This is a genomic window from Novosphingobium huizhouense, assembly GCF_020179475.1.
Taxonomy (GTDB): domain Bacteria; phylum Pseudomonadota; class Alphaproteobacteria; order Sphingomonadales; family Sphingomonadaceae; genus Novosphingobium; species Novosphingobium huizhouense.
Genome location: NZ_JAILXZ010000001.1, coordinates 1412411 through 1435566, shown reverse-complemented (window position 1 = coordinate 1435566; position 23156 = coordinate 1412411). Strand labels below are relative to the sequence as shown.

Below are 23156 nucleotides of genomic sequence, written 5' to 3'. Positions count from 1 at the left end.
AGGCCTTGGCCGCCGCGTATAGGCGAACGGGTGATGAGCGAACTTCCGACCAATCATGCGACGACGCTGATCGCCGCGCCCGACACCGAAATCGATGTCCGCGACACGTTCGGCATCGACATCGACATGAAGGTCCCGGCGTTCTCCGCCGCCGACGAGCGCGTGCCCGACCGCGACGACAGCTACGTGTTCGATCCCGACACCACGCTGGCGATCCTCGCCGGCTTCGCGCACAACCGCCGCGTGATGGTCCAGGGCTATCACGGCACCGGCAAGTCGACCCATATCGAACAGGTCGCAGCCCGCCTCAACTGGCCGTGCATCCGCATCAACCTCGATGCGCACATCAGCCGCATCGACCTGATCGGCCGCGACGCCATCGTCCTGCGCGACGGGCTCCAGGTCACCGAATTCCGCGAAGGCCTGCTGCCCTGGGCGCTGCAGACGCCGACCGCGCTGGTGTTCGACGAATACGACGCGGGGCGGCCGGACGTGATGTTCGTGATCCAGCGCGTGCTGGAAACCGAAGGCAAGCTGACGCTGCTCGACCAGAACCGGGTGATCCGCCCGAACAAGTTCTTCCGCCTGTTCGCCACCGCGAACACCGTCGGCCTCGGCGATACCAGCGGCCTCTACCACGGCACGCAGGCGATCAACCAGGGCCAGATGGACCGCTGGAACCTCGTCGTCGCGCTCAACTACCTGCCCGCCGAGACCGAGATCGCGGTCGTCACCGGCAAGGTGCCGACGATGGACCCGGCGCTGATCGCCAACATGGTCCGCGTCGCCGACCTCACCCGCAAGGGCTTCATCGGCGGCGACATCTCCACCGTGATGAGCCCGCGCACGGTGATCAGCTGGGCGCAGAACACCCAGATCTTCAACGACGCCGGGTTCGCCTTCCGCCTCTCGTTCCTCAACAAGTGCGATGAGACCGAGCGCGTGCTCGTGGCCGAATACTACCAGCGCGTGTTCGGCAAGGATCTGCCCGAAAGCGTCGTCGCCAAGGCCTGAGGCGGTAGCGCGCGGGCCCTGGCCTAACGCGCCGCGGCCCCTTCGCGGCGCGGCGCGTCGGTGGCGCCGGCGTGCAGGCTGCGGCGCCCTTCGCTGATCGACGCGATGTCGGGCTGCGGCAGCTCCTGCTTGGGCGAGGTTCGCTCGATCGGCAGGTCATTCGCCGCCAGCGCCTTGCTGAACAGATAGCCCTGGACCTGCTCGCAGCCGCGCTCGCGAAGGCTGTCGAGCTGCGCGACGTCCTCGACCCCTTCGGCGATCGTCTGCATGTTGAGCTTGGCCGCCAGCTCGAGCACCGCCTCGACGATCGCGCCGCTCTCGTCGTTCCGCGCAATGTCGGTGACGAAGCAGCGGTCGATCTTGATCTTGTCAAACGGGAAAGAGCGCAGGTAGTTGAGCGAGGAATAGCCCGTCCCGAAGTCGTCGAGCGCAATCCGCACCCCCAGCGCGCGCAGGCGGTGCAGCAGCCGCAGCGGCTCGTCGCTGTCCTCCATCAGCATCGTCTCGGTGATCTCGAGCTCGAGCCGGCGCGGGTCGAAACCGGTGGTCGAGAGCGCCGAGACGACCTGACGCAGCAGCTCGCCGCCGCGCAGCTGCGCGGCCGAGACGTTGACCGCAACGGTGAGGTGGTCCGGCCAGGTCGCGGCCTCGGCCACGGCCTCGCGCAGCACCCATTCGCCGATCTGGACGATCAGCCCGCTTTCCTCGGCGATCGGGATGAACACGTCGGGCGGCACGTTGCCGCGCTCGGGGTGATTCCAGCGCAGCAGGGCCTCGAACCCCGCAATCGCATCGTTCTCGATCCGGAGCAGCGGCTGGTAGTGCAGCGCGAATTGCCCGCTGGCAAAGGCGACGCGCAGGTCGGCCTCGAGATTGCGCCGCTCGAGCAGTTCGGCCTGCATGCCTTCGTGATAGAGCGAAGCCGAGCCGCGCCCGTTGGCCTTGGCATCGTAGAGCGCGAGGTCGGCGGCGCGCATCAGGTGCGCGCTGTCGCAACCGTCCGCGGGCGCGACCGCCACGCCGGCGCTGGCGCCGACCTGGACCTTGCGTCCTTCGACCGCGATCGGCTCGGACAGGCCGCGCACGAAACCGAGCGCCTTGTCCCGCGCATCGGCCCCGCCGGTCACCCGCGGCAGGATCACCGCGAACCCGTCGCCGCCCAGCCGCGCCGCCACCGAACCCGGTCCGCCGATCTCGGTCAGGCGCCGCGCGGTCTCGATCAGCACGCGATCGCCGATCCCGTGCCCCATGCTGTCGTTGATCGTCTTGAAGTGATCGAGGTCGACGAGGAGCAGCGCAAGGCTGCGGTCGCGCTTCAATCGGGCCAGCATCGCCTCGAGCCGGGCATGGAACTCGCCGCGATTGGCGAGACCCGTCAGCGAATCGTGGTGGGCGAGGTAGCGCACCCGGTTCTCCGCCGCGCGGCGTTGCGTCACGTCGCGGATGAAGCCGCGAAAGCCGCGATGCTCGCCCGATTCGGTGAACATCGGACACCCGGAGATCGACCAGTGCCGCACCCCGTCGTCGCTGCGGAACGTCACGGACATGTCGCGGAAGGGCTTCAGGCGATGCGCTGCGCTGCGCAGCGCGGTCAGCTCCTGGCCCTTGACGAACAGGTCGACCAGCTTGCGCCCCGCAAGCTCGGCTGCCGACAGGCCGGTCGACCGACACAGGCGCTCCGAAGGGTTCACGATCAGCCCGCGCGCGTCGGTCTCCACCAGCCAGTCGCTGCCATGCTCGTCGTACTGGTTGAGCAGCAGCTGGATCGTCTCGTGCGCGGTCTGCAGCTTGCGCGTGCGCAGCCTTCGCGTCGAATAGAGGTAGTTGAGATTGAACAGTTTCATGTGCAGCGCGAGCGCCTGCACCGCCAGGACCGCAAGCACCGGCCCGGCATCGACATCGGGCCGCAGGGCAAGGCCGAGCGCCAGACCGGCGGTGGCGATCAGGCCGGATACGAGGCCTTCGACCGGCATCGTGAACTGGCCGAACAGCTCGATGTTGGCGATCACCACGGTGGCGAGCACGACCGCGCTCAGCCGCTCGGGCGGCGCGCTCCAGACCAGCACCAGCGCCAACAGCGACGTGGCGAAGCTGCGCCAGATCATGGCCTTTGCGATGAACCGCATCAGCGCCGAAGCGCTTTGGCCGGCCCGCTTGCGCCGGCGGATTTCCTCGACCATCGCGAGCGCAACGATCGACCATACCGCGGGCAAGAACATCAGGGCCGGATCGCGCGGCGCGCAGATCAGCACCAGCATCAGCGCCCGCACGATCTCGAAGGGCAGCAACGGCAGCGACTGGAACTGCGTCAGGCGGCAGCCGTCGAACCATTCGCGGTCGGCGGGGTCCACCTCATGCCGGATGAGGTGGGTCATCGCCAACGGATGGCGCAGCAGGGAATTGCGCAATCTGCCTAACAAGCAAGGGCTCCCCACCCGAACGGTATTCCTGAGATGCTAGGCATCGGGACTACACGTGGCTGGTTAGAAGCTCCCTGCGCGATCCTGCGGCGAATCCCCTATCCGCCCCCTCGCCCGTCAGTTGGGCACGACCAGGTACTTCTCGCCGGTGCGGCGGGCGTTGTAGTCGAGCACCGCCTCGCGGGTCAGCGCCTGCTCGAGGTCGACCCTGGCCTTGTACTTGCTGGCGAAGGTCGTGGTGATCCCGTCGCGCACGCGCTGGCGCAGGCGCTCGACGTTGTGCTCGCCGATCTTCTGGAGGAAGGGCATCAGCAGGAAGCCGTTGATCCCGAAGCTGAAGCCGAAGTTCAGCTGGAGCACCGTCGGCGACAGGTCGAGCAGACCGTAGATATAGGCCTGCTTCGGGCTGTTCGAACCATAGCGGCTGTAGCCGGCATTGGCGTTGGCGACGCGCTCCATCGCCGAAAGGATCTGCGTCACCAGCTTGCCGCCGCCGGTCGCGTCGAAGGCCATCGTCGCGCCGGTCGCCGAAAGCGCGGCGGCCAGGTCGTCGTGGAAGGTGGGCGCGCTGCTGTCGACGACGTGTTCGGCGCCGATCTCCTTGAGGATCGCGACCTGCGCCGGGCTGCGCACGATGTTGACCAGCGGCACGTTGTCCTCCTGGCAGATGCGCACCAGCATCTGGCCGAGGTTCGAGGCCGCGGCGGTGTGGACAAGGCCGGTGTGGCCCTCGCGCTTCATGCATTCGACGAAGCTCAGCGCGGTCAGCGGGTTGACGAAGGCCGAGGCGCCCTGTTCGGCGCTGGTCCCTTCGGCGAGCACCATGCACTCGCGCGCATCGACCAGCCGGTACTGCGCATACATCCCGCCGGGGATGCAGGTCACGACCTTGCCCAGCAGCGCTTGCGCCTCGGGCGCGTCGCCCGCGGCGATCACCGTGCCCGCGCCCTCGTTGCCGACCGGCATCGCCATGCCCCAGCGCGCCTTCATCGCGCGGGTGCCGCCTTCGGGCATCTTCGCCACGATCTTGCGGGGGCTGTAGTCGGCATTGGCGACGTCGGCCGGGCCGAACAGCAGGCCGAGGTCGGAGGGGTTGATCGGCGCCGCCTCGACCCGGATCAGCACTTCGTGGCCGGTGGGTTCGGGCAGCGTCTGCTCGACCAGTTCGACCGTCAGCGTGCCGCTCTCCTCGAGCGTCGACAGCAGTTGCAGGCCACGCGTCTCTGGCATCACGATTCTCCCGGATAGCTTGCTTTGACGAAGTAGAGCCCTTCGGGTGGCGCATTCAGTCCCAGTTTGCAACGGTCCCGCGCGGCGAGCGCCTCGGCGACGCGCTCGACCGGCCACTCGCCGCGACCGACGAGCGCGAGGCAGCCGACCATCGAGCGCACCTGGTGGTGGAGGAAGCTGCGCGCCGCCGCCTCGACGATCACGTGGTCGGCCTCGCGCCGCACGTCGAGCCGGTCGAGCGTCTTGACCGGGCTCGCCGCCTGGCACTGCACCGAACGGAACGTGGTGAAATCGTGCTTGCCGACCAGCGCCTGCGCGGCGCGGTGCATCGCCTCGGCATCGAGCGGGCGCGCGATGCGCCAGGCGCGCCCGGCCTCGAGCGTCAGCGGCGCGCGGCGATTGGCGATGCGGTATTCGTACGACCGGTTGATGCACGAAAAGCGCGCGTGCCAGTCTTCGCCGACCTCGACGCAATCGAGCACCGCGACCGCCTCGCCCGCCATCCGCAACCGCGCGTTGAGCGCCTCGGACAGGCGGAAGGGCTTGAGCGCCTTGTCGCTGTCGAAGTGCGCGCGCATCCCCAGCGCGTGGACCCCGGTGTCGGTGCGCCCGGCCGCGTGCAGCGTCACCGCGTGCCCGACGACCGTCTCGGCCGCTGCCTCGACCGCCTGCTGCACCGAAGGCCCGTGCGCCTGCCGCTGGAACCCCATGTAGGGCGTCCCGTCCCATTCGAGCGTGAGCGCGTAGCGGGTCATTACCCGAGCACCGTCCCCGCCGCGATCGCCCGCCCGCGCAGCAGCGCCGCCGTGTCCATCGCCGGCCGGCCCGCGCGCTGCACGATGGACGGCCGCAGCGCCCCCTCGCCGCAAGCGATGGTCAGCGCTTCGTCGAGCACCGTGCCCGGCGCACCCGATCCGTCGACCACTTCGGCCGCCAGCACGCGATAGCGCTCGCCCTCCAGCTCGAAGAACGCCCCCGGCGCCGGCGCGAAGGCGCGCACCTGCCGCTCGACCTGCGCCGCGCTCGCGGCGAAGTCGAGCCGGCTCTCGGCCTTGTCGATCTTGTGGGCATAGGTCACGCCCTCCTCGGGCTGCACCACCGGCGGATACGCGCCGAGATCGGCCAGCACCTCGACCATCAGCGCCGCGCCCTTCTCGGCCAGCTCGGTGGTCAGGTCGCCCGCGGTCTTGCCCGCCACCGGGGTCTCGACCGTCGCGAGCATCGGACCTGTATCCAGCCCGCGCTCCATCTGCATGATCGTCACGCCGGTCGCCGCGTCGCCCGCCAGGATCGCGCGCTGCACCGGCGCCGCCCCGCGCCAGCGCGGCAGCAGCGAGCCGTGGACGTTGAGGCAGCCAAGGCGCGGCGCATCGAGAACGGCTTGCGGCAGGATCAGCCCATAGGCCGCGACCACCGCCACGTCCGCGCCCAGCGCCGCGAGCGCCGCCTGTTCCTCGGCGCCCTTCAGCGATACCGGCACGCGCACCGCGATGCCGTGGCGCTCGGCGGCAAGCTGCACCGGCGAGGGTTGCAGCTTCTTGCCCCGCCCCGCCGGACGCGGCGGCTGGCTGTAGGCCGCGACCACCTCGTGCCCGGCCGCGACCAGCGCCTCGAGCGTCGGCACCGCGAACTCGGGGGTTCCCATGAAGATGATGCGCATGGCGCTCCGATAAGGCCTTTCGTTTGTTGCGCCCGGCCCTATCTGTGCAGCCATGGCATCGCAAGAGATCGAGGCGCTGGCCGGCGCCCTCGCCCGCCTTCCCGGCCTCGGCCCCCGCAGCGCGCGCCGCGCCGTGCTGTGGCTGATCAAGCGCCGCGACACCGCGCTCGACCAGCTCGTCGGCGCGCTCCAGGTCGTGCGCGACGCGCTCGTCGAATGCGAGGTCTGCGGCAATGTCGACACCACCAACCCCTGCGGCATCTGCGCCGACCCGCGCCGCGATCCGCGCGCGATCTGTGTGGTCGAGGAAGTCGCCGACCTCTGGGCGCTGGACCGCGCGCGCCTGTTCACCGGCCGCTATCACGTGCTCGGCGGCCGCCTCTCCGCGCTCGAAGGGGTGCGGCCCGAAGACCTCGCCATCGCCGGCCTGCTGACCCGCGTCGCGGCAGGGGGGATCGACGAAGTCGTGCTCGCGATGAACGCCACATTGGAAGGCCAGACTACCGCGCACTACATCGCCGAACGGCTCGAAGCCTACCCCGTCCGCCTCACCCAGCTCGCCCACGGCCTGCCGGTGGGCGGCGAGCTCGACTACCTCGACGAAGGCACCCTCGCCCAGGCCCTGCGCGCGCGGCGGCCGATCGGATAGACCAGACGCAGGGAGACCCGGCATGCAGTTCGAAATGGTGGCCATCGGCAAGGTCGTGGGCGGGCGCGACGAGATCCGCGACGACGACTGGGGCGCCAGCCGCGCGGCCATCGCACTCGACCCTGCCCAGGTAGACAACGATGCGCTCGCCGGCCTTGCCGCGTTCAGCCATGCCGAGATCGTCTTCGTGTTCGATCGCGTGCCCCACGACCGCATCGAGCGCGGCGCGCGCCATCCGCGCAACCGCGCCGACTGGCCGCTCGTCGGCATCCTCGCCCAGCGTGGCAAGAACCGCCCCAACCGCATCGGCGTCACCGTCTGCCGGATCGTCGCGGTCGACGGCCTCACGCTCGAGGTCGAGGGCCTCGATGCGATCGACGGCACTCCGGTGCTCGACATCAAGCCGGTGATGCGCGAATTCCTCCCGCGCGGCGAGGTGCGCCAGCCTGCGTGGAGCAGCGAGCTCATGGCCGGCTATTGGTGACGAGGGGCGGACGACAAGGCTCCCTTGCGACTCTGCCGCATCGCGCTTATCTGCCCCCCATGGCCATTCTTCCGATCATCGAAGTCCCCGATCCCCGGCTCAAGCAGGTCTCGGTCCCCGTCGACACCTTCGACGACCAGCTGCGCATCCTCGTTTCCGACATGTTCGAGACGATGTACGATGCGCCCGGCATCGGCCTCGCCGCGATCCAGGTCGGCGTGCCGCTGCGCGTGCTGGTGATCGACCTCCAGCCCGAGGACCCGGACGCCGAGCCCGAAGTCTGCCACAGCCACGGCGGCCATCACCACACCCACCAGCCGACCAAGCGCGAGCCGCGGGTGTTCATCAACCCCGAGATTCTCGATCCTTCCGAAGAGCACAGCATCTACCAGGAAGGCTGCCTCTCGGTGCCCGAGATCTATGCCGAGGTAGAACGCCCCGCGCGCATCCGCGCCCGCTGGCAGGACCTCGACGGCAAGGTCCACGAGGAAGAGCTCGACGGCCTCATGGCCACCTGCCTGCAGCACGAGATGGACCATCTCGAGGGCGTGCTGTTCATCGACCACCTCAGCCGGCTCAAGCGGCAGATGGCGCTCAAGAAGCTCGACAAGCTGCGCAAGGTCGCCTGACCTTACGCAGCCCCTCGGCCCTGACCTGTCGGGCGTATCCTGTCCCGTCAGGCGATCTCCGCCTGGACCGATTCCATCGCCGCGCGGCAATCGTCCGAGCATTCGCGGCACATCTGCGCGCAGCGGCGGCAGTGCGGGTTGTCGTGCTGCGCGCATTCCGCCGCGCAGACGTCGCAGGCGCGGATGCAGGCGAGCAGTTGCGAGACCAGCACCTCGCGGTTCGATCCCGTCCGCCGCGTCGCCACCCGCGCGGTCGCGGCGCAGACGTCCGAGCAGTCGAGGCAGGTGCGCACGCACTGGTCCATGTCCATCGCCTCGGCAAGGCAGGCATCGGCGCACGAATTGCAGATCGCCGAGCAATAGAGCAGGTGCTTCACCGCCCTGCCCAGCGCCTCGTTGTAGGTCTCGTCCGAGACCTGCGGGTGTTCGCGGATCATCGCTTCGATCGACATTGTCCTGGGGTCCCTTCCTGGCAGTGCTTGCGATACCCGATCAGCGCGGCGGTCGCAGGCGCGTTCCCTATCAAAGGACATAATGCCCGGCAGGGTTGCCAGACCGTGCCGTGACGGGCTAGGTTCTCGCTTCGTTCCCGCCATCGGAGCCTTGCCTTGGACTCGCCGCTCGTTCTCGCTCTTGTCGTCCTCGTCGCCACGCTCGCCGGCCTCGCGCTCGGCTGGGTGCTCGGCGGACGCCCCGCCGCCGACTGGAAGGCCCGCCACGCCACCCGCGATGCCGAAGCGAAGGCGCACGAGGAGCGGGTCAAGGCGATGACCGTCGATCTCGCGACGATGGCCGAGCGCAACAAGCAGGCCGAGCAGCTTGCGCTCGATCTCGCCGCCATTCGTCAGGAACGCGATACCCTCGCGCCCGAACTTGCCGCCGCCCGCGCCCGGATCGGCGAGCTTGAAGCCCTTCGCGGCGAACTCGCCCAGGTCGCCTCCGAACGCGACGCAATCCGGCAGGAACGCGACGACCTCGCCCCCCGCCTCGCCACGGCCCTGTCGCGCGCCGCCGAAGGCGACCTCGCGCGCGAGGAGCTCGCCCGCATCCGCGCTGACCGCGACGCCGCGCGGACCGAGCTCGAACGGATGAAGGCCGACGCCGACAACTTCGCCGAGCAGAAGCGCCTGCTGGTCGAGGCGCAGGAAGCGCTGCGCAAGGAATTCGAGAACGCCGGCAACAAGGTGCTGGAAAAGGCGCAGGAAGCCTTCCTCAACCGCGCCCACGCCCGCTTCGAGGAAAGCGAGAAGACCAGCGCCGAGCGCCTCAAGGCCCTGCTCGCGCCCGTCGATCAGCGGCTCAAGAGCTACGAGGAACAGGTCACCGGCCTCGAAAAGCAGCGCGTCGATGCCTTCGGCCAGCTGACCGGCCTGATCCAGTCGATGCGCGAGGGACAGGAAGCGGTGCGCATGGCCGCCGCACAGCTCGGCAACAGCTTGCGCAACGGTCCCAAGACCCGCGGCCGCTGGGGCGAATTGCAGCTGCGCAACGTGCTCGAACAGTGCGGCCTGTCCGAACACACCGATTTCGTCACCGAGCATTCGGTCGAGACCGAGGAAGGCCGCCTGCGCCCCGACGCGATCGTGCGCATTCCCGGAAACAAGTTGCTGGTGATCGACGCCAAGGTTTCGCTGAACGCCTACCAAGACGCCTTCGAGGCCGAGAGCGACGAGGCGCGCAAGACCGCGCTCGGCGCGCACGTCCAGTCGATGCGCAACCATATCCAGACGCTGGGCGCCAAGTCGTACCAGAGCCAGTTCGAGGAAGCGCCCGACTACGTGCTGATGTTCGTGCCGGGCGAACACTTCATCGCCGCCGCGCTCGAGCGCGATCCCACGCTGTGGGACTTCGCCTTCGAACGCCGCGTCCTGCTGGCGAGCCCGACCAACCTCGTCGCCATCGCGCGCACCGTCGCGCAAGTCTGGCGGCAGGACGGCCTGGCACGCGAAGCGCGCGAGATCGGGCGCATGGGCGGCGAGCTTTACGACCGCCTCGCCATCGCCGCCGACCACCTCAAGCGCGTCGGCTCGGGCCTCGAAAGCGCGGTCGGCAACTACAACAAGTTCGTCGGCAGCTTCGAACGCAACGTGCTGTCGGCGGGCAAGCGGCTGCGCGACAAGCACATCGAGATCGGCAAGCGCGAGATCGAGGACGTGCCGCTGGTCGAGACAAGCCCGCGCTACGGTGATAGCCTCGCGGAACCCGCGGCGCTCGCCGCGATTGAGGACGCGACGTCCTGAAGGGTGGCGGCAAGGTTGATGAAGCAGCGGATCGGCGGAACCATCGCAAGCCTCGCGTTGGCGGGTCTCCTCGTCCTCTCGGGCTGCAACGACCCTGCCGAAGCCCCCGCGGCGCCAGCCTCGGACCCTGCCGTTGAGACCGCCCCGAGCGCGGCCGCCGCGCCGGTCGCCGCGACCTCGCCCGATCCGCACGTCGGCGCGGCGCCCTCGGGCGACCCCGAACCCGAACCCGATGCCGAAGCCAGCGCAACCCCTGCCCCGCGCAAGGTCGCGCACCTGCGCCCGCAGGACGAATGCGCCGGGCTGCCCGGCTGGCGCGCCTTCCGCGCCAGGCTCGCCGACGCGATCGCCCGTCGCGACAGCAAGGCTCTCGTCGCGCTCACCGCGCCCGATGTCACGCTCGATTACGGCGGCGGCCACGGCCACGACGAACTGACGCGGCGTCTGTCCGCGCCGCAGACCGGCACCGCGCTGTGGAGCGATCTCGCCACGATCATGCCGATGGGCTGCGACACCCGCGACGGCCTTCTGGTGATCCCGTGGTTCTTCTGGAACGTCCCCGAAAGCGCCGATCCGGGCGAGGCGATGCTCGCCACCGGCGCGGCCGTCCCGCTGCTGTCGAGGGCGAAGGCCGATGCCGACCCGGTCGCCACGCTCGACTGGGAGATCGTCACCCTGCAACCCGGCTTCGACGCCGCCCGCCGCTTCACCGCGGTCGAGACCGAGGACGGGCTCAAGGGCCAGGTCGAAACCCGAAACCTGCGCAGCGTCCTCGCCCGCCGCATGATCGTCGAACGCGGCGACGCCGGCTGGCAGGTCACCGCCATCGTCGCGGGGGACTAGCGTTAAATCCTCCCCGTTTTCACGAAGTGCAAACGGGGAGGTGGCAGCCCGGAGGGCTGACGGAGGGGTTTGCTGTCAATCCAGCCGCCGCGCCTCGGACCCGCCCGCCGCATGATCGTCGAACGCGGCGACGCCGGCTGGCAGGTCACCGCCATCGTCGCGGGGGACTAGCGCCAGATCCTCCCGATTTCACGAAGTGCAAACGGGGAGGTGGCAGCCCGGAGGGCTGACGGAGGGGCCTGCTGTCAATCCAGCCGCCGCGCCTCGACTTCGTGGCCGGCGGACTTGAGCCGCAACGCGCGGCCGCTGCGCTCGAACGCGGGCGCGCCGGCCAGCAGCGCGCTGACCGCCTGCTCCTGGTCCCACACCGGTCCGTCGCAGAACATCTGCGTCGCGATCAGCGGGCCGGCGATCACGCGCCCGCCTTCGACGCGGTAGTCGCCGCCCATGCCGTTGCAGCCGACATTGGCCGAGATCCGCGCCGCATCGAACGCGATGCGCGCCTTGTCGGGGGCGGCGCTGGCGGCGCCGTCGACGCGGACGATCTGCCACTGGGTGCCGGCGAGCGGCGCATGGGCCGCGCCGGCGCCGGCGCAGGCGGCGAGCGCGAGGACGCCTGCCATGCTGCCGGAAAGGGAAAGAAAACGCCACATGATCAGTAACATGGCACGCAAGGGCTGACCGCGCGCTTAACGTTCGACTGCGGCAAGCACCTCATAGGCGAGGACCGCGGCGGCGACCGCGGCGTTGAGGCTGTCGGCGCGGCCCTTCATCGGCATCGTCACGCGCAGGTCGCAGGCCATTTCATAGGCCTCGGGCAGTCCTTGCGATTCGTTGCCGACCATGACGAAGCACGGCGCGGCGTAGGGCGCGCCGCGATAGGGTTGCGCCTCGCGCAGCGAAGCCGCCACCAGCTGGCCGCCCGCGCCATCGGCGCCCTGCCGCAGCCAGGCCTCGAATTCGGCCCAGCGCGCCTGCGCCAGCGCCACGGTGAAGATCCCGCCCATGCTCGCGCGCACCGCCTCGACCGAGAACGGATCGACGCAATCGTCGAGCAGGATCAGCCCGCCCGCGCCGACCGCGTCGGCGGTCCGCAGCATCGTGCCGAGGTTGCCCGGATCGCGCATCGCCTGCGCCACCAGCCAGATCGGCGCGGCCTTGCGGTCGATGCGGGCAAGGCGCGTGTCCCATTCGGCGAAGACCCCGGCGACGGCCTGGGGGTTGTCCTTGCCGGTCACCTTGGCGAGCAGGTCGACCGGCAGTTCGATCACCTCGCCCCCCGCCGCCTCGACCGCGCGTTCCAGTTCGGCGAGCAGCGGGTGCTCGTCGCGTCCCTGCGCCATCAGCAGCATCTCGGGCAGCCGCCCGCCTTCGCGCGCGTCGGTCAGCAGCCGCAATCCCTCGACGAGGAACCGCCGCGCCTCGCGCCGGTGCTTCTTCTCGCGCAGCGAGCGTACGAACTTGACGGTGGGATTGGAAAACCCGGTGATGACCTTGCGCGGCATGGCCGGTCCATGCGTCAGCGCGGACCGCGAGGCAAGGTGGTCAATCCTCGCCGAAGCCGTCCTTGACGAGGCCGGCGAGCTTCATCAGCACGGCGTCGGCATCGCCCGGCGCGCCCGCCACGGTGATGTCGACGCTGTCGCCCTTGGCCGCGCCGAGCATCATCAGCCCGAGGATCGAGGCGCCGTTGGCTTCGGTGCCGTCCTTGGCCACGGTCACGGCGAAGCCTTCGGGCAGCTTGGCCACGGCGTTGACGAACTTGGCGCTGGCGCGCGCGTGCAGCCCGCGCTGGTTGACGATCGTGACGGTCTCGCGCGCGGCGTAGGCGGATTGCTCCATCAGGCGTCCTGTCCCAGGAATTCGGACGCGATGGTGATGTAGTTGCGCCCCGCATCGCGCGCGGCGGCGGTCGCGTCCTTCACGCTCATGCAGGTGCGCGCCTTGGCGAGGCGGATCAGCATGGGCAGGTTGATCCCGGCGATCACCTCGACGCGGCCCGCCTCGAGCAGCGAGATCGCGAGGTTCGAAGGCGTGCCGCCGAACAGGTCGGTGAGGATGATCACCCCCTGCCCCGAATCGACCCGGCGGATCGCGTCGGCGATCTCGCGGCGGCGCTTTTCCATGTCGTCGTTGGGTCCGATGCAGACCGCGACGACGTCCGACTGCCGACCGACGACATGCTCCATCGCGTGGATGAATTCGTCGGCAAGCGCGCCGTGGGTGACGAGAATGAGACCGATCATCGAGGGGAATGGCTCCGAACTGCAGCCCGGCACTCTGCCGCGGCCTGCCTGAACGCAGGCTGGGCGCAGCGCTCGGGCATGCTGGCAAACTGGGGCATGCTGGAAATCTGGCACTCTGCAGGCATGGCTTCCAGCGCCGCTCCCCTCCCCAAGGGCATCGTTATGGGCGACCCGTTCATCACACTTGCGGCCTTTCGAGCAGGCCGGCGCTGCGCGACGCCAGGTTGCGGTGCAGCAATGTGGGAGAAAATCCCGCCTCGCGCAAGGCCGAAGCGATGCGCTCGGCGGTATAGACCGAGCGGTGTTTCCCGCCGGTACAGCCGAACGCGACGTGGACATAGGCCTTGCCCTGCGCCTCGAAGCGCGGGAGCAGGAGCAGCAGCAGGTCGCGGATGCGCGCGAAGGCCTCCTCGAACGCCGCATCCTCGCGGATGTAGTCGCCCACCGCCGCGTCCTTGCCGGTCAGCGGCCGCAGCTCCTCGACCCAGTGCGGGTTGGCGAGGAAGCGCATGTCGAACACCAGGTCGGCGAGCGGCGGCGTCCCGCGCGAGAAGCCGAAGCTCGAGATCGTCAGCGTCGACCGCCCCGGCGCCTCGCTGGAAAAGGCGCTGCGGATCGCCTGCTGCAGGTCGTTGGTGGTGAAGTCGGTGGTCGAGATCACCACGTCGGCCCAGCGCCGCAGCGGATCGAGCAGCTCGCGCTCGGCCGCGATCCCGGCGAACGCCGGCTTGTCCGCGCTCATCGGGTGGCGCCGGCGCGTCTCGTTGAAGCGGCGTTCCAGCTCGGCCCCGCCGCAGTCGAGGAACAGCGTGCTGATCGAAAGGTCGCTGCGCGCGGCCAGCGCTTCCACCCGCTCGATGATCTTGGCGGGGTCGAAGCCGCGGGTGCGCGTGTCGAAGCCGATCGCCAGCGGCGCGCCGGCATCGAGCCGCGCCGAACCCGGCTCGGTCTCGAGCAGGCGGTCCAGCAGGCGGATCGGGAAGTTGTCGATCGCCTCCCAGCCCATGTCCTCGAAGGTGCGCAGCGCGGTGGTCTTGCCCGCGCCGAGCACGCCGGTCACCAGCAGGATGCGCTGGGGGCTAGGGTCCGACTCGGCGTCCATCGTGGCAGCGTTCTTGCGCCTTCGCAGCCGCGAAGGGAAGTCCGCTCGCGGTGCTATCCCACGGGTAACCTTTTGCGAAGTCTCACCGTTCGGGCAGGCCGTACTGCGCCAGCGCGAGCTCGGCGCGCAGGGCGAGGACCGGGGTTTCCGGGGTCAGCCGGATCAGCGGCAGCGGCACGCCGGCGCGCACCGCCGATTCCGCGCCCGAGACGAAGCGCGGCGCCGCCGGGTCGAGCGCGACGACCAGCGCGATCGGCGCCGCGACCACCGAGGGCATGTCGACGATGCCGAGGTTGCGCACCTCGAGCTTGCCCGCGATGTTGGGGTGCGGGCTCGCCAGCAGCACGTCGCCGTCGACGTCGAGCAGCACGCCGTCGTCGCCCACCAGCACCGCGCCGCGGTCGATCAGCGCGAGCGCCAGGCTCGACTTGCCCGCGCCCGGCTCGCCCTCGATCAGCAGCGCGCGCCGCCCGATCATCACGCAGGTTGCCTGGTGGGGGGTGCCGCCAAGGCCCAGGGTCACGCTTCCTCCTCGCCGGCCGCCGGCAGTTCGAGCACCAGGCAGGCGCCGCGCGCGCCATCGGCGCGATCGGCGATGCCCAGCGTCCCGTCATGCGCCTCGGCGATCGCGCGGGCAATGGCAAGACCCAACCCGCTGTGCCCGCCGAAGGCTTCGTCGGCCGGACGAACCGAATGGAATCGCTCGAAAACCTTGTCGCGCTCGGTCACCGGCACGCCGGGGCCGTGGTCGGACACGGTCAGCCGCACGCGCTCGCCTTCACCCCCGCCTTCACCCTCCCCGCGAACCTCTACCGCCACCTCCACCGCCGCGCCCGGCGGCGAGAACGAGACCGCATTGTCGAGCAGGTTGTCGAGCACCCGCTCAAGCCGCAGCGCATCGCCGCGCACCCAGGCAGGCGCGCCCGCGCTGCGGAAGCGGATCGGGCAGTCGCCGCGCTGGTCCGGCCGCGCGCCGCGCGCCGCCACCACCTGCGCCGCGAGATCGGCCAGGTCGAGCTCGACGAACGTCGCGCGCGACAGCTCGGCGTCGATCCGGCTGGCGTCGGCGATCTCGGTGATCAGCCGGTCGATCCGCTGCACGTCGTGGCCGGCAATGCCGAGCAGCTGCCGGCGCAAAGCGGCATCCTCGACCTTGCCCATCGATTCGATCGCGCTCGACAGCGAGGCGAGCGGGTTCTTCAGCTCGTGCGCGACGTCGGCGGCGAAGCTTTCGACCGCGTCGATCTTCTGGCGCAGCGCATTGGTCATGTCCGAGATCGCGCGGGCGAGCAGGCCGATCTCGTCGCCGCGCTCGGGCAGGCGCGGCACCACCACCTCGCGCTCGCGCCCCAGCCGCACCCGCACCGCCGCGCGCACCAGCTGGCGCAGCGGCTGGACGATCGTGCGGGCGAGGAACAGCGAGAGCTGGATCGAGGCGAGCAGCGCGAGGCCGATGATGATCACCAGCGTCTGGCGCGCATCGCGCACCGCCTGGGTGATGTCGATCGCGTTGCGCATCGACAGCAGCATGTCGCCCCTTTCCCCCACCGGCGTCGCCGCGGTGATCACCGGGGTGCGGTCGGGGGCATAGCGCAGATAGACCTCGGTGGCCTGCGCCCGGCGCGCCAGCGCGATCTCGGGCCAGTTGCCCGCGCCCGGCTGCGGCGGCTCGCGATAGCGCTCGATCCGCGGCGCGCCGACGATGAAGTCGACCCCGCGGTCGAGCCCGCGCGCCGCGGTCTGGTACCACGGCTCGCGCGCCGGATCGACGAAGGCGAACGAGGGCGGGGCAAGCCGGAAGCTGTCGTCGAGCAGCCGCCCCCTGGCATCGTAATAGGTCAGCCGCAGCGCCTGTTCGGTCCCGATCCGCGCCAGCAGCTCGCGCCGCCGCACAGCGTCCGCGCCTTCGAGCGCATCGGCCGCGATCTCGGCCTCGGCGCGCGCCAGCTTGAAGCGCTCGGCCAGCAGCTGCTTGCGATAGCTGTCAAGGTAGAACACGCTGCCCGCCAGCAGCACCAGCGCGATCACGTTGACCGCGAGGATGCGGACCGTCAGTGATACGCCGCGCGCGCGGGCCAGCCGCAGCCGCGCGGCGAGCGAGCGGTCAGCCTTCGGCAAAGCTGTAGCCTGCGCCGTAGAGCGTCTCGATCCCGCCGAATCCGGGGTCGACTTCGCGGAACTTGCGCCGCAGCCGCTTGATGTGGCTGTCGATCGTGCGGTCGTCGACGAACACGTCGTCGTGATAGGCCGCGTCCATCAGCTGGTTGCGCGTCTTGACCACGCCCGGGCGCAGCGCCAGCGCTTCGAGGATCAGGAACTCGGTAACGGTCAGCGAGACCGGCTCGCCCTTCCACGAAACGAGGTGGCGCGCCGGGTCCATCGTCAGCGCGCCGCGCCGGATCGGCTCGGGCAGCGGCTCGGCCTGTTCGCCCGCGCCGTCGGCCGGCGCCGCGCGCACGAACTCGCTGCGCCGCAGGATCGCGCGGATGCGCGCGATCAGCAGTCGCTGGCTGAACGGCTTGGCGATATAGTCGTCGGCGCCCATGGCGAGGCCCAGCGCCTCGTCCGCCTCGTCGTCCTTGCTGGTCAGGAAGATCAGCGGCAGCGCGCTTTTCTCGCGCAGCCGGCTCAGCAGCTCGAGCCCGTCCATCCGCGGCATCTTGATGTCGCAGACGACGAGGTCGGGCGGATTGTCGAGCAACGCCTTGAGCGCGCCCGCGCCGTCGTTGTAGACGCGCGTGGCGAAGCCTTCGGTCTGCAGCGCGATCGACAGCGTGGTCAGGATGTTGCGGTCGTCGTCGACCAGCGCGATCACCCGCGGGCCGGGCGCCGGCCCGTTCGGCCCGTTCGGCGCTGCAGCCGCGCCGGCGGCCAGGTTCGGCGGCGGGGGCGAGCCCGGTCCCTCGTGCGGGGCGGCGGGAGCCTCTTCCTGTCCGGCGAAGCTGTCGGCCATGATGGGTTTCGCGTCCGTCTGCCTGTGCGCCCGATGGCGCGGGCGCCCACGATTACCGGGTGCGCAAGGGGCTGGCAATGCGTGGGCGTCGGTCATGCCCCGGTAACGTCGGCGCAGTTGCTTTCCTTGCAACAATCGACGCAAAAATCTGTATTGCCGCACGCCGTTTGACGCAGCAAAGGCCAAGCACTATGCGCGTTGGAAATCGCCGCGCATTCGTATTCAGATTCTGCGGTCCGGCGTAGCTGTTGGGAACTCTTCCCACCCGCCGCGGCCTGCACAACGGGAGGCTTGAAGTGTCCGATACCAGCCTGAACGTCACGCTCTCGCAGCAGGGTTACCCCGAGCCGGCGCAGCTCTTCGCCAACCTCGGCACCGCGCCGCTCGTCGAACACGCCGTGCGCAACGGCGAAGGCCTGCTCGCCAAGGACGGTCCGCTGGTCGTCGCCACCGGCAAGCACACCGGCCGCTCGGCCAAGGACAAGTTCATCGTCCGCGATGCCGAGACCGAGAACACCGTGTGGTGGGGCAAGACCAACGTCGCGATGACGCCCGAACACTTCGCCAACCTCAAGGCCGATTTCGTCAAGGCGCTGGGCGAGAAGGACAAGCTCTACGTCGCCGACCTGTTCGGCGGCTCGCAGAGTGAACACCGCGTCAACGTGCGCGTGATCAACGAGTTCGCCTGGCACAACCTGTTCATCCGCACGCTGCTGGTGCGCCCGACGGCCGAGGAACTGACCTCTTTCGTCCCCGAATACACGATCATCGACCTGCCCAGCTTCCGTGCCGATCCCGAACGCCACGGCGCGCGCAGCGAGACGGTGATCGCGGTCAACTTCACCGAGAAGCTGATCCTGATCGGCGGCACCAGCTATGCCGGCGAAATGAAGAAGTCGGTGTTCGGCATCCTCAACTACCTGCTGCCGGTCAAGGGCGTGATGCCGATGCACTGCTCGGCCAACATCGGCCCGAACGGCGATACCGCCGTGTTCTTCGGCCTGTCGGGCACCGGCAAGACCACGCTCTCGGCCGATGCCAGCCGCACGCTGATCGGCGATGACGAGCACGGCTGGTCGGACACCGCCGTGTTCAACTTCGAAGGCGGCTGCTACGCCAAGATGATCCGCCTCTCGGCCGAGGCGGAACCCGAAATCTTCGCCACCACCAAGCGCTTCGGCACCGTGCTCGAAAACGTCGTGATCGACCCCGCCACGCGCGAGATCGACCTCGACGACGCCAGCCTCGCCGAAAACAGCCGCGGCTCCTACCCGATCGACTTCATTCCGAACTGCTCGGAAAAGAACCTCGGGCCGGTGCCGCAGAACATCATCTTCCTCACCGCCGATGCCTACGGCGTGCTGCCGCCGATCGCGCGGCTCACGCCCGAACAGGCGATGTACCACTTCCTCTCGGGCTACACCGCCCGCGTCGCCGGCACCGAAATCGGCGTGACCGAGCCCGAAGCCACCTTCTCGACCTGCTTCGGCGCGCCGTTCATGCCGCGCCACCCGTCGGTCTACGGCAACCTGCTCAAGGAGCGCATCAACAAGGGCGGGGTGAAGTGCTGGCTGGTCAACACCGGCTGGTCGGGCGGCAAGGCCACCATGGAAGGCATCAAGCGCATGCCGATCAAGGCGACCCGCGCGCTGCTCAACGCCGCGCTCGACGGCAGCCTCAACGACGCCGAGTTCCGCGAAGACCCCAACTTCGGCTTCGAAGTGCCGGTCGCGGTGCCGGGGGTCGAGGCCAAGCTGCTCGATCCGCGCGGCGCCTGGGCCGACCCGGCCGAATACGACAAGACCGCGCAGGACCTCGTGCGCAAGTTCATCGACAACTTCGAGCAGTTCGCCGAGCACGTCGACGAATCGGTCCGCCAGGCAGCCCCCGTCGCCGCCTGATCGGCCGCTCTGCCGGACAGCAAGGCCCCGCCCCTCGCGGCGGGGCCTTTTGCTTTCGCGACAGGGACCGGCGGGCGCCGGAATGCCGGCGTGCGCTCCGATATTGCATATGCAAGAGCTGGCGGGGCGTGGCGGCCTTGCCGCGGCCGCGCTGTCCTACACCGCCCGTCTCGGCTAAGGCGGTCGCGTGACCATGCCCGGACCCCTCGCTTTTCCGCCGTTTCTTCCGGCCGAGCGGCATCCGTCGCGGCGGCTCGCGAAGGCCTTGCCGGGCCCGTCCGTTTCGACTCCTGAACAGTGTAAACCCCGTAAACCCCCCGGCGCTTTTTCACCGCGCGCCAGCCCCAGGATCTCCCCGCCATGACCGCCCAGCCGATTCGCCCGTTCGCTTCCGACGACGCCGTGCGCCACGTCGCCCAAGGCCTGCTCGATCGCTCGCTGCCCAAGGCGGAATGGACCCACGAGGCCCACCTCGCCGCCTGCCTGTGCCTGCTGCGCGAGCATCCCGCCCTGGTGCTCGAACGCGATCTGCCGGGCGTGATCCGCGCCTACAACGAGGCGGTCGGGGGCAAGAATACCGACAGCGCCGGCTATCACGAGACGCTGACCCAGCTCTACATCCGCGGCGTGCGCGCCTTCGCCGCCACGCTCCCCGCCGGCGCGTCGCTGGTCGATGCGGTCAACGCCCTGCTCGCCAGCGAGATCGGCCCGCGCGACTGGCCGCTGTGCTTCTACTCGCGCGAGCGCCTGTTCGGCGTCGAGGCCCGCCGCCACTGGGTCGAGCCGGACCTTGCGCCCGCCGGATGATTCAGTCGGGAAAGCCGACGAAGCGCGCGCATTCGGCCACGCGCTTGCGGTTGGAGACGACCGCGTTGGCCGGAAAGTCCTCGTCGGGCCAGCCCATCGCGACGCAGATCATGATGACCTGGTCGTCCGGGATCCCGGCGTGCTCGCGCACCACCGGCGACTGCATGATGCCCTGGCTGTTGATCACGCAGCCCAGGCCCTTCGACCAGGCCGCGTTGACCAGCGCGTTGGTCACCGCGCCGCAGTCGAACGGGGCGATGTCGCTGCCCTCGAGCACCTTGTCGTAGGTGACCACCACCGAGACCGGCGCGTCGAACTGGCGGAAGCCGCGCAGGACCCAGTCCATGCGGCCTTCCTTGTCCTCGCGGGCGATGCCCATCACCCCGAACAGCTGCTTGGCGACCTCGATCTGCCGCTCGCGGTGCTGCGGGCCGATGGCGCCGCCGGCGCGGAACTCGCGGCTGTCGGGCACGCCGGCCAGATTGCGCTCGGTGTTGCCGGCGCGGATCTTGTCGAGCGGCTCGCCCGCCACGACGGTGAAGTTCCACGGCTGGGTATTGTGCGACGAAGGCGCCCGCAGCGCGAGCTCGAGCACCTCCTCGATCACCTTGCGCGGCACCGGCTCTGCCCTGAAGCCGCGGATGCTGCGCCGACCGGTGACGATCTCGGCATAAGTCGCGGTTTCGTTCATCGCATCTGATCTCCTCTTGCGCGCTGTTTAACCGAACAGTTAAGTGGCGCAAGGCAGATCAGGCAAAGGCGGATGTCGAGCGGAGATGATTGTAGGCCTCGACCACTTCCTGCAGCCGTCCCTCGAAGCTGCGGTCGCCGCCGTTGCGGTCGGGATGGTAGCGGCGCACCAGCTCCGAATAGCGGCTGCGCAACGCCTTGCGGTCGGCGTCGAGGCCGAGCCCGAGCACTTCGTACGCGCGCCGCTCGCTGGGCGAGATGCCGCGCCGCGCCGCTTCCTGGCGATGCATCGCGTCCTCGCGCCGCGCCCGCGCGCGCTGCTGGATCGCCTCGAGCGGATCGGCGAAGTCGTTCCAGCGCGGCGCCTGGTCGATCCCCGCGTCGGGACGGAAGGCGCGGGTGTGGGTCTCCCAGCCGGCGATCGGCGATTGCGCGGCGAGGATTTCCTCGGGGCTCATCCCGGCGAAGAAATCGTAGCCCGAATTGAACTGGCGCACGTGGTCGAGGCAGAACCAGCGATAGTCGCCCGGCCCGTCGAAGCCCGAGGGACGCCCGCCGGGCGCGCGGAATTCGCCCGGCTCGTCGCAGCCTGGCGCATTGCAGATGCGCCCCGTACGGTGGACGCGGCCATGGAACTTGTCTTGCTTCACCCGATTGCACATGGTGCCTCTTCTGCTGGAAGGGAAGCCATGACCGGACCGATCGCGCGCGAAATCGAACGAAAGCTGGCGGAGGCCTTCGCCCCCGTCCGGCTCGACGTGATCAACGACAGCGACCGCCATGCCGGGCATTCGGGCCACGACGGATCGGGCGAATCGCACTTCACCGTCGAGATCGAAAGCGCCGCCTTTGCCGGCGTCTCGCGGCTCCAGCGCCAGCGCATGGTCAACGCCGCACTGGGCGACCTGCCCGGCCAGCGCGTCCACGCGCTCGCGATCAAGGCGCGCGCGCCCGGTGAGTGAGCGGCGCATCCGCCGCGCCGCGCGCATCCTGTTGAGCGATGCGCAAGGGCGCGTGCTGCTGTTCCGCTACAGCCCGCCCGGTCGCCGCGCGTTCTGGTGCGCGCCGGGCGGCGAGTGCGATCCGGGCGAGGACTTTCCCGCCGCCGCGCGGCGCGAACTGCGCGAGGAAACCGGGCTCGACATCGACTGCGGCGCCGAGTTCGCCGCCCGCGCCGACGATTTCGTCACGCTCGAGGGGGAACCGGTGCGGTCGGACGAGCGCTTCTTTCGCGTATTGGTCGAGACCCACGCGGTGGTCGATCACGGCCGCACCGAACTCGAAATCGCCATGGGCATGACGCACCGCTGGTTCACCCGCGACGAGATCGCCGGATGGGCGGAGCCGATCTTCCCCGAAAACCTCCTCGCCCTGCTCGACCACGAGGTGCCGGCATGAACGACGCGCTGATCCAGACCATCCGCCCCGTCACCCACGACCTCGGCGCGTTCGAGGTGCGCCGCGCGATCCCGACGCGCGAGCGGACGATGGTGGGGCCGTTCATCTTCGTCGACCAGTTCGGCCCGTCGCACCTGCCGCCGGGCAGCGCGATGGACGTGCGCCCCCACCCGCACATCAACCTCGCCACCGTGACCTGGCTGTTCGAGGGCGCGATCGAGCACCGCGACAGCCTCGGCAGCCATGCGACGATCCGCCCGGGGCAGGTCAACCTGATGACCGCGGGGCGGGGCATCGTCCACTCCGAGCGCAGCCCGCAAGCCGCGCGGCTGACCACGCAAACGCTCTACGGCATGCAGACCTGGCTGGCGCTCCCCGACGGGCGCGAGGAGATCGATCCCGCCTTCGAGGCGCAGGCCGACCTGCCGCTGGTCGAGGATTCGTGCGTGCAGGCCCGCGTCATCATGGGCACGCTGTGGGGCAGGACCGCGCCGACCACCCAGCACGCCGCGACGATCTACGCCGAGATCGTGCTCGCCGCCGGCGGCGCGCTGCCGATCGACAGCGAGGCCGACGAACGCGCGGTGATGCTGGTCGGCGGCGAAGCGGAGATCGAGGGCACGCCGCTCGAACCCTATGCGCTCGTCGTGCTCGCGCCCGGGCGCACGCTCACGCTGTCGTCGGCGCGCGGCGGGCGGGTCATGCTGCTGGGCGGCGAAGCTTTCGCGACGCCGCGCCACGTCTGGTGGAACTTCGTCAGTTCGGACCGCGCCCGGATCAACCAGGCCAAGCAGGACTGGGAACAGGGGCGCTTTCCCAAGGTGCCCGGCGACAGCGACGAGTTCATCCCGCTGCCGCGCATCGCGACGACGGTCAGCTACCCATAAGCA

General features: G+C 69.7%; 26 protein-coding genes. 11 read left to right on the top strand and 15 right to left on the bottom strand.

Features of this window, described 5'->3' with window-relative positions:
• Positions 1–33 precede the first annotated feature (33 nt).
• Positions 34–1014, top strand: a complete 981-nt coding sequence (locus K3A85_RS07130; protein WP_225205779.1) for an AAA family ATPase — start codon at positions 34–36, stop codon at positions 1012–1014.
• Positions 1015–1037: 23 nt separating this feature from the next.
• Here the strand turns inward: K3A85_RS07130 and K3A85_RS07125 are convergent, their stop codons facing one another.
• The 4 genes from K3A85_RS07125 to fmt form a co-directional block, all read right to left on the bottom strand.
• Positions 1038–3389 (bottom strand): putative bifunctional diguanylate cyclase/phosphodiesterase, encoded by a 2352-nt coding sequence (locus tag K3A85_RS07125; RefSeq protein WP_225205778.1) that lies wholly within the window; start codon positions 3387–3389, stop codon positions 1038–1040.
• A gap of 162 nt (positions 3390–3551) precedes the next feature.
• Positions 3552–4664, bottom strand: a complete 1113-nt coding sequence (locus K3A85_RS07120; RefSeq protein ID WP_225205777.1) for a zinc-binding dehydrogenase — start codon at positions 4662–4664, stop codon at positions 3552–3554.
• Positions 4664–5419: a tRNA pseudouridine(38-40) synthase TruA gene (gene truA / locus K3A85_RS07115; RefSeq protein WP_225205776.1), complete on the bottom strand. Its 756-nt coding sequence runs from the start codon at positions 5417–5419 to the stop codon at positions 4664–4666. Before truA ends, K3A85_RS07120 begins: the two co-directional genes overlap by 1 nt.
• The gene (gene fmt / locus K3A85_RS07110) at positions 5419–6324 is read right to left on the bottom strand and encodes a methionyl-tRNA formyltransferase (RefSeq protein WP_225205775.1); all 906 of its coding nucleotides are present in this window, start codon (positions 6322–6324) and stop codon (positions 5419–5421) included. The genes truA and fmt overlap by 1 nt, the downstream gene beginning before the upstream one ends.
• Before the next feature lie 52 nt (positions 6325–6376).
• Between fmt and recR the strand changes: the two genes are divergently transcribed.
• The 3 genes from recR to def are packed head-to-tail and all read left to right on the top strand — an operon-like array spanning position 6377 to position 8086.
• Entirely contained in the window at positions 6377–6973 is a 597-nt protein-coding gene (gene recR / locus K3A85_RS07105; RefSeq protein WP_225205774.1) for a recombination mediator RecR, read from the top strand.
• Between the two features lie 22 nt (positions 6974–6995).
• Positions 6996–7457 carry an SAM-dependent methyltransferase gene (locus tag K3A85_RS07100; protein ID WP_225205773.1) on the top strand — a complete coding sequence of 154 codons (462 nt, stop codon included), beginning with the start codon at positions 6996–6998 and terminating at the stop codon, positions 7455–7457.
• Between the two features lie 59 nt (positions 7458–7516).
• Complete coding sequence (gene def / locus K3A85_RS07095) at positions 7517–8086, top strand: peptide deformylase (RefSeq protein ID WP_225205772.1); 570 nt, start codon at positions 7517–7519, stop codon at positions 8084–8086.
• Positions 8087–8133: 47 nt separating this feature from the next.
• Here def and K3A85_RS07090 read toward each other — a convergent pair whose 3' ends face one another.
• A complete protein-coding gene (locus tag K3A85_RS07090) occupies positions 8134–8538 on the bottom strand; it encodes a four-helix bundle copper-binding protein (RefSeq protein WP_225205771.1) in 405 nt (134 codons plus the stop codon).
• Positions 8539–8694: 156 nt separating this feature from the next.
• On the opposite strand from K3A85_RS07090, the gene rmuC reads away from it, so the two are divergent.
• Positions 8695–10326: a DNA recombination protein RmuC gene (gene rmuC / locus K3A85_RS07085; RefSeq protein ID WP_225205770.1), complete on the top strand. Its 1632-nt coding sequence runs from the start codon at positions 8695–8697 to the stop codon at positions 10324–10326.
• Between the two features lie 18 nt (positions 10327–10344).
• Positions 10345–11169 carry a hypothetical protein gene (locus K3A85_RS07080; protein WP_225205769.1) on the top strand — a complete coding sequence of 275 codons (825 nt, stop codon included), beginning with the start codon at positions 10345–10347 and terminating at the stop codon, positions 11167–11169.
• 245 nt (positions 11170–11414) lie between these two features.
• On the opposite strand, the gene K3A85_RS07075 is transcribed toward K3A85_RS07080, so the two are convergent.
• The 8 genes from K3A85_RS07075 to K3A85_RS07040 form a co-directional block, all read right to left on the bottom strand.
• Positions 11415–11792: an META domain-containing protein gene (locus K3A85_RS07075; protein WP_225205768.1), complete on the bottom strand. Its 378-nt coding sequence runs from the start codon at positions 11790–11792 to the stop codon at positions 11415–11417.
• A 66-nt stretch (positions 11793–11858) separates the two neighbouring features.
• Positions 11859–12674, bottom strand: a complete 816-nt coding sequence (locus K3A85_RS07070) for a TrmH family RNA methyltransferase (protein ID WP_225205767.1) — start codon at positions 12672–12674, stop codon at positions 11859–11861.
• 40 nt (positions 12675–12714) lie between these two features.
• Positions 12715–13011, bottom strand: coding sequence for an HPr family phosphocarrier protein (locus tag K3A85_RS07065; RefSeq protein WP_225205766.1), 297 nt, complete (start codon positions 13009–13011; stop codon positions 12715–12717).
• Positions 13011–13415, bottom strand: coding sequence for a PTS sugar transporter subunit IIA (locus tag K3A85_RS07060; RefSeq protein WP_225205765.1), 405 nt, complete (start codon positions 13413–13415; stop codon positions 13011–13013). The genes K3A85_RS07065 and K3A85_RS07060 overlap by 1 nt, the downstream gene beginning before the upstream one ends.
• A gap of 178 nt (positions 13416–13593) precedes the next feature.
• The gene (rapZ, locus tag K3A85_RS07055; protein WP_225205764.1) at positions 13594–14517 is read right to left on the bottom strand and encodes an RNase adapter RapZ; all 924 of its coding nucleotides are present in this window, start codon (positions 14515–14517) and stop codon (positions 13594–13596) included.
• Between the two features lie 82 nt (positions 14518–14599).
• Positions 14600–15040 carry an HPr kinase/phosphorylase gene (locus tag K3A85_RS07050; RefSeq protein WP_404822900.1) on the bottom strand — a complete coding sequence of 147 codons (441 nt, stop codon included), beginning with the start codon at positions 15038–15040 and terminating at the stop codon, positions 14600–14602.
• Positions 15037–16635: an ATP-binding protein gene (locus K3A85_RS07045; RefSeq protein WP_225205763.1), complete on the bottom strand. Its 1599-nt coding sequence runs from the start codon at positions 16633–16635 to the stop codon at positions 15037–15039. Before K3A85_RS07045 ends, K3A85_RS07050 begins: the two co-directional genes overlap by 4 nt.
• Positions 16622–17470: a response regulator transcription factor gene (locus K3A85_RS07040; protein ID WP_225205762.1), complete on the bottom strand. Its 849-nt coding sequence runs from the start codon at positions 17468–17470 to the stop codon at positions 16622–16624. Before K3A85_RS07040 ends, K3A85_RS07045 begins: the two co-directional genes overlap by 14 nt.
• 296 nt (positions 17471–17766) lie before the next feature.
• Between K3A85_RS07040 and K3A85_RS07035 the strand changes: the two genes are divergently transcribed.
• Together K3A85_RS07035 and K3A85_RS07030 are read left to right on the top strand one after the other, a co-directional pair.
• On the top strand, positions 17767–19371 hold the full coding sequence (locus K3A85_RS07035; RefSeq protein WP_225205761.1) for a phosphoenolpyruvate carboxykinase: 1605 nt from the start codon (positions 17767–17769) through the stop codon (positions 19369–19371).
• A gap of 360 nt (positions 19372–19731) precedes the next feature.
• Positions 19732–20178, top strand: a complete 447-nt coding sequence (locus K3A85_RS07030) for a hypothetical protein (RefSeq protein WP_225205760.1) — start codon at positions 19732–19734, stop codon at positions 20176–20178.
• Position 20179: 1 nt separating this feature from the next.
• Here the strand turns inward: K3A85_RS07030 and K3A85_RS07025 are convergent, their stop codons facing one another.
• Complete coding sequence (locus K3A85_RS07025; RefSeq protein ID WP_225205759.1) at positions 20180–20869, bottom strand: nitroreductase; 690 nt, start codon at positions 20867–20869, stop codon at positions 20180–20182.
• 58 nt (positions 20870–20927) lie between these two features.
• Positions 20928–21518 carry a J domain-containing protein gene (locus tag K3A85_RS07020; protein WP_225205758.1) on the bottom strand — a complete coding sequence of 197 codons (591 nt, stop codon included), beginning with the start codon at positions 21516–21518 and terminating at the stop codon, positions 20928–20930.
• A 39-nt stretch (positions 21519–21557) separates the two neighbouring features.
• On the opposite strand from K3A85_RS07020, the gene K3A85_RS07015 reads away from it, so the two are divergent.
• The 3 genes from K3A85_RS07015 to K3A85_RS07005 are packed head-to-tail and all read left to right on the top strand — an operon-like array spanning position 21558 to position 23153.
• Positions 21558–21830 (top strand): BolA family protein, encoded by a 273-nt coding sequence (locus K3A85_RS07015; protein WP_225205757.1) that lies wholly within the window; start codon positions 21558–21560, stop codon positions 21828–21830.
• On the top strand, positions 21823–22266 hold the full coding sequence (locus K3A85_RS07010; RefSeq protein ID WP_225205756.1) for an NUDIX hydrolase: 444 nt from the start codon (positions 21823–21825) through the stop codon (positions 22264–22266). Before K3A85_RS07015 ends, K3A85_RS07010 begins: the two co-directional genes overlap by 8 nt.
• A complete protein-coding gene (locus K3A85_RS07005; protein WP_225205755.1) occupies positions 22263–23153 on the top strand; it encodes a pirin family protein in 891 nt (296 codons plus the stop codon). The genes K3A85_RS07010 and K3A85_RS07005 overlap by 4 nt, the downstream gene beginning before the upstream one ends.
• Positions 23154–23156 lie beyond the last annotated feature (3 nt).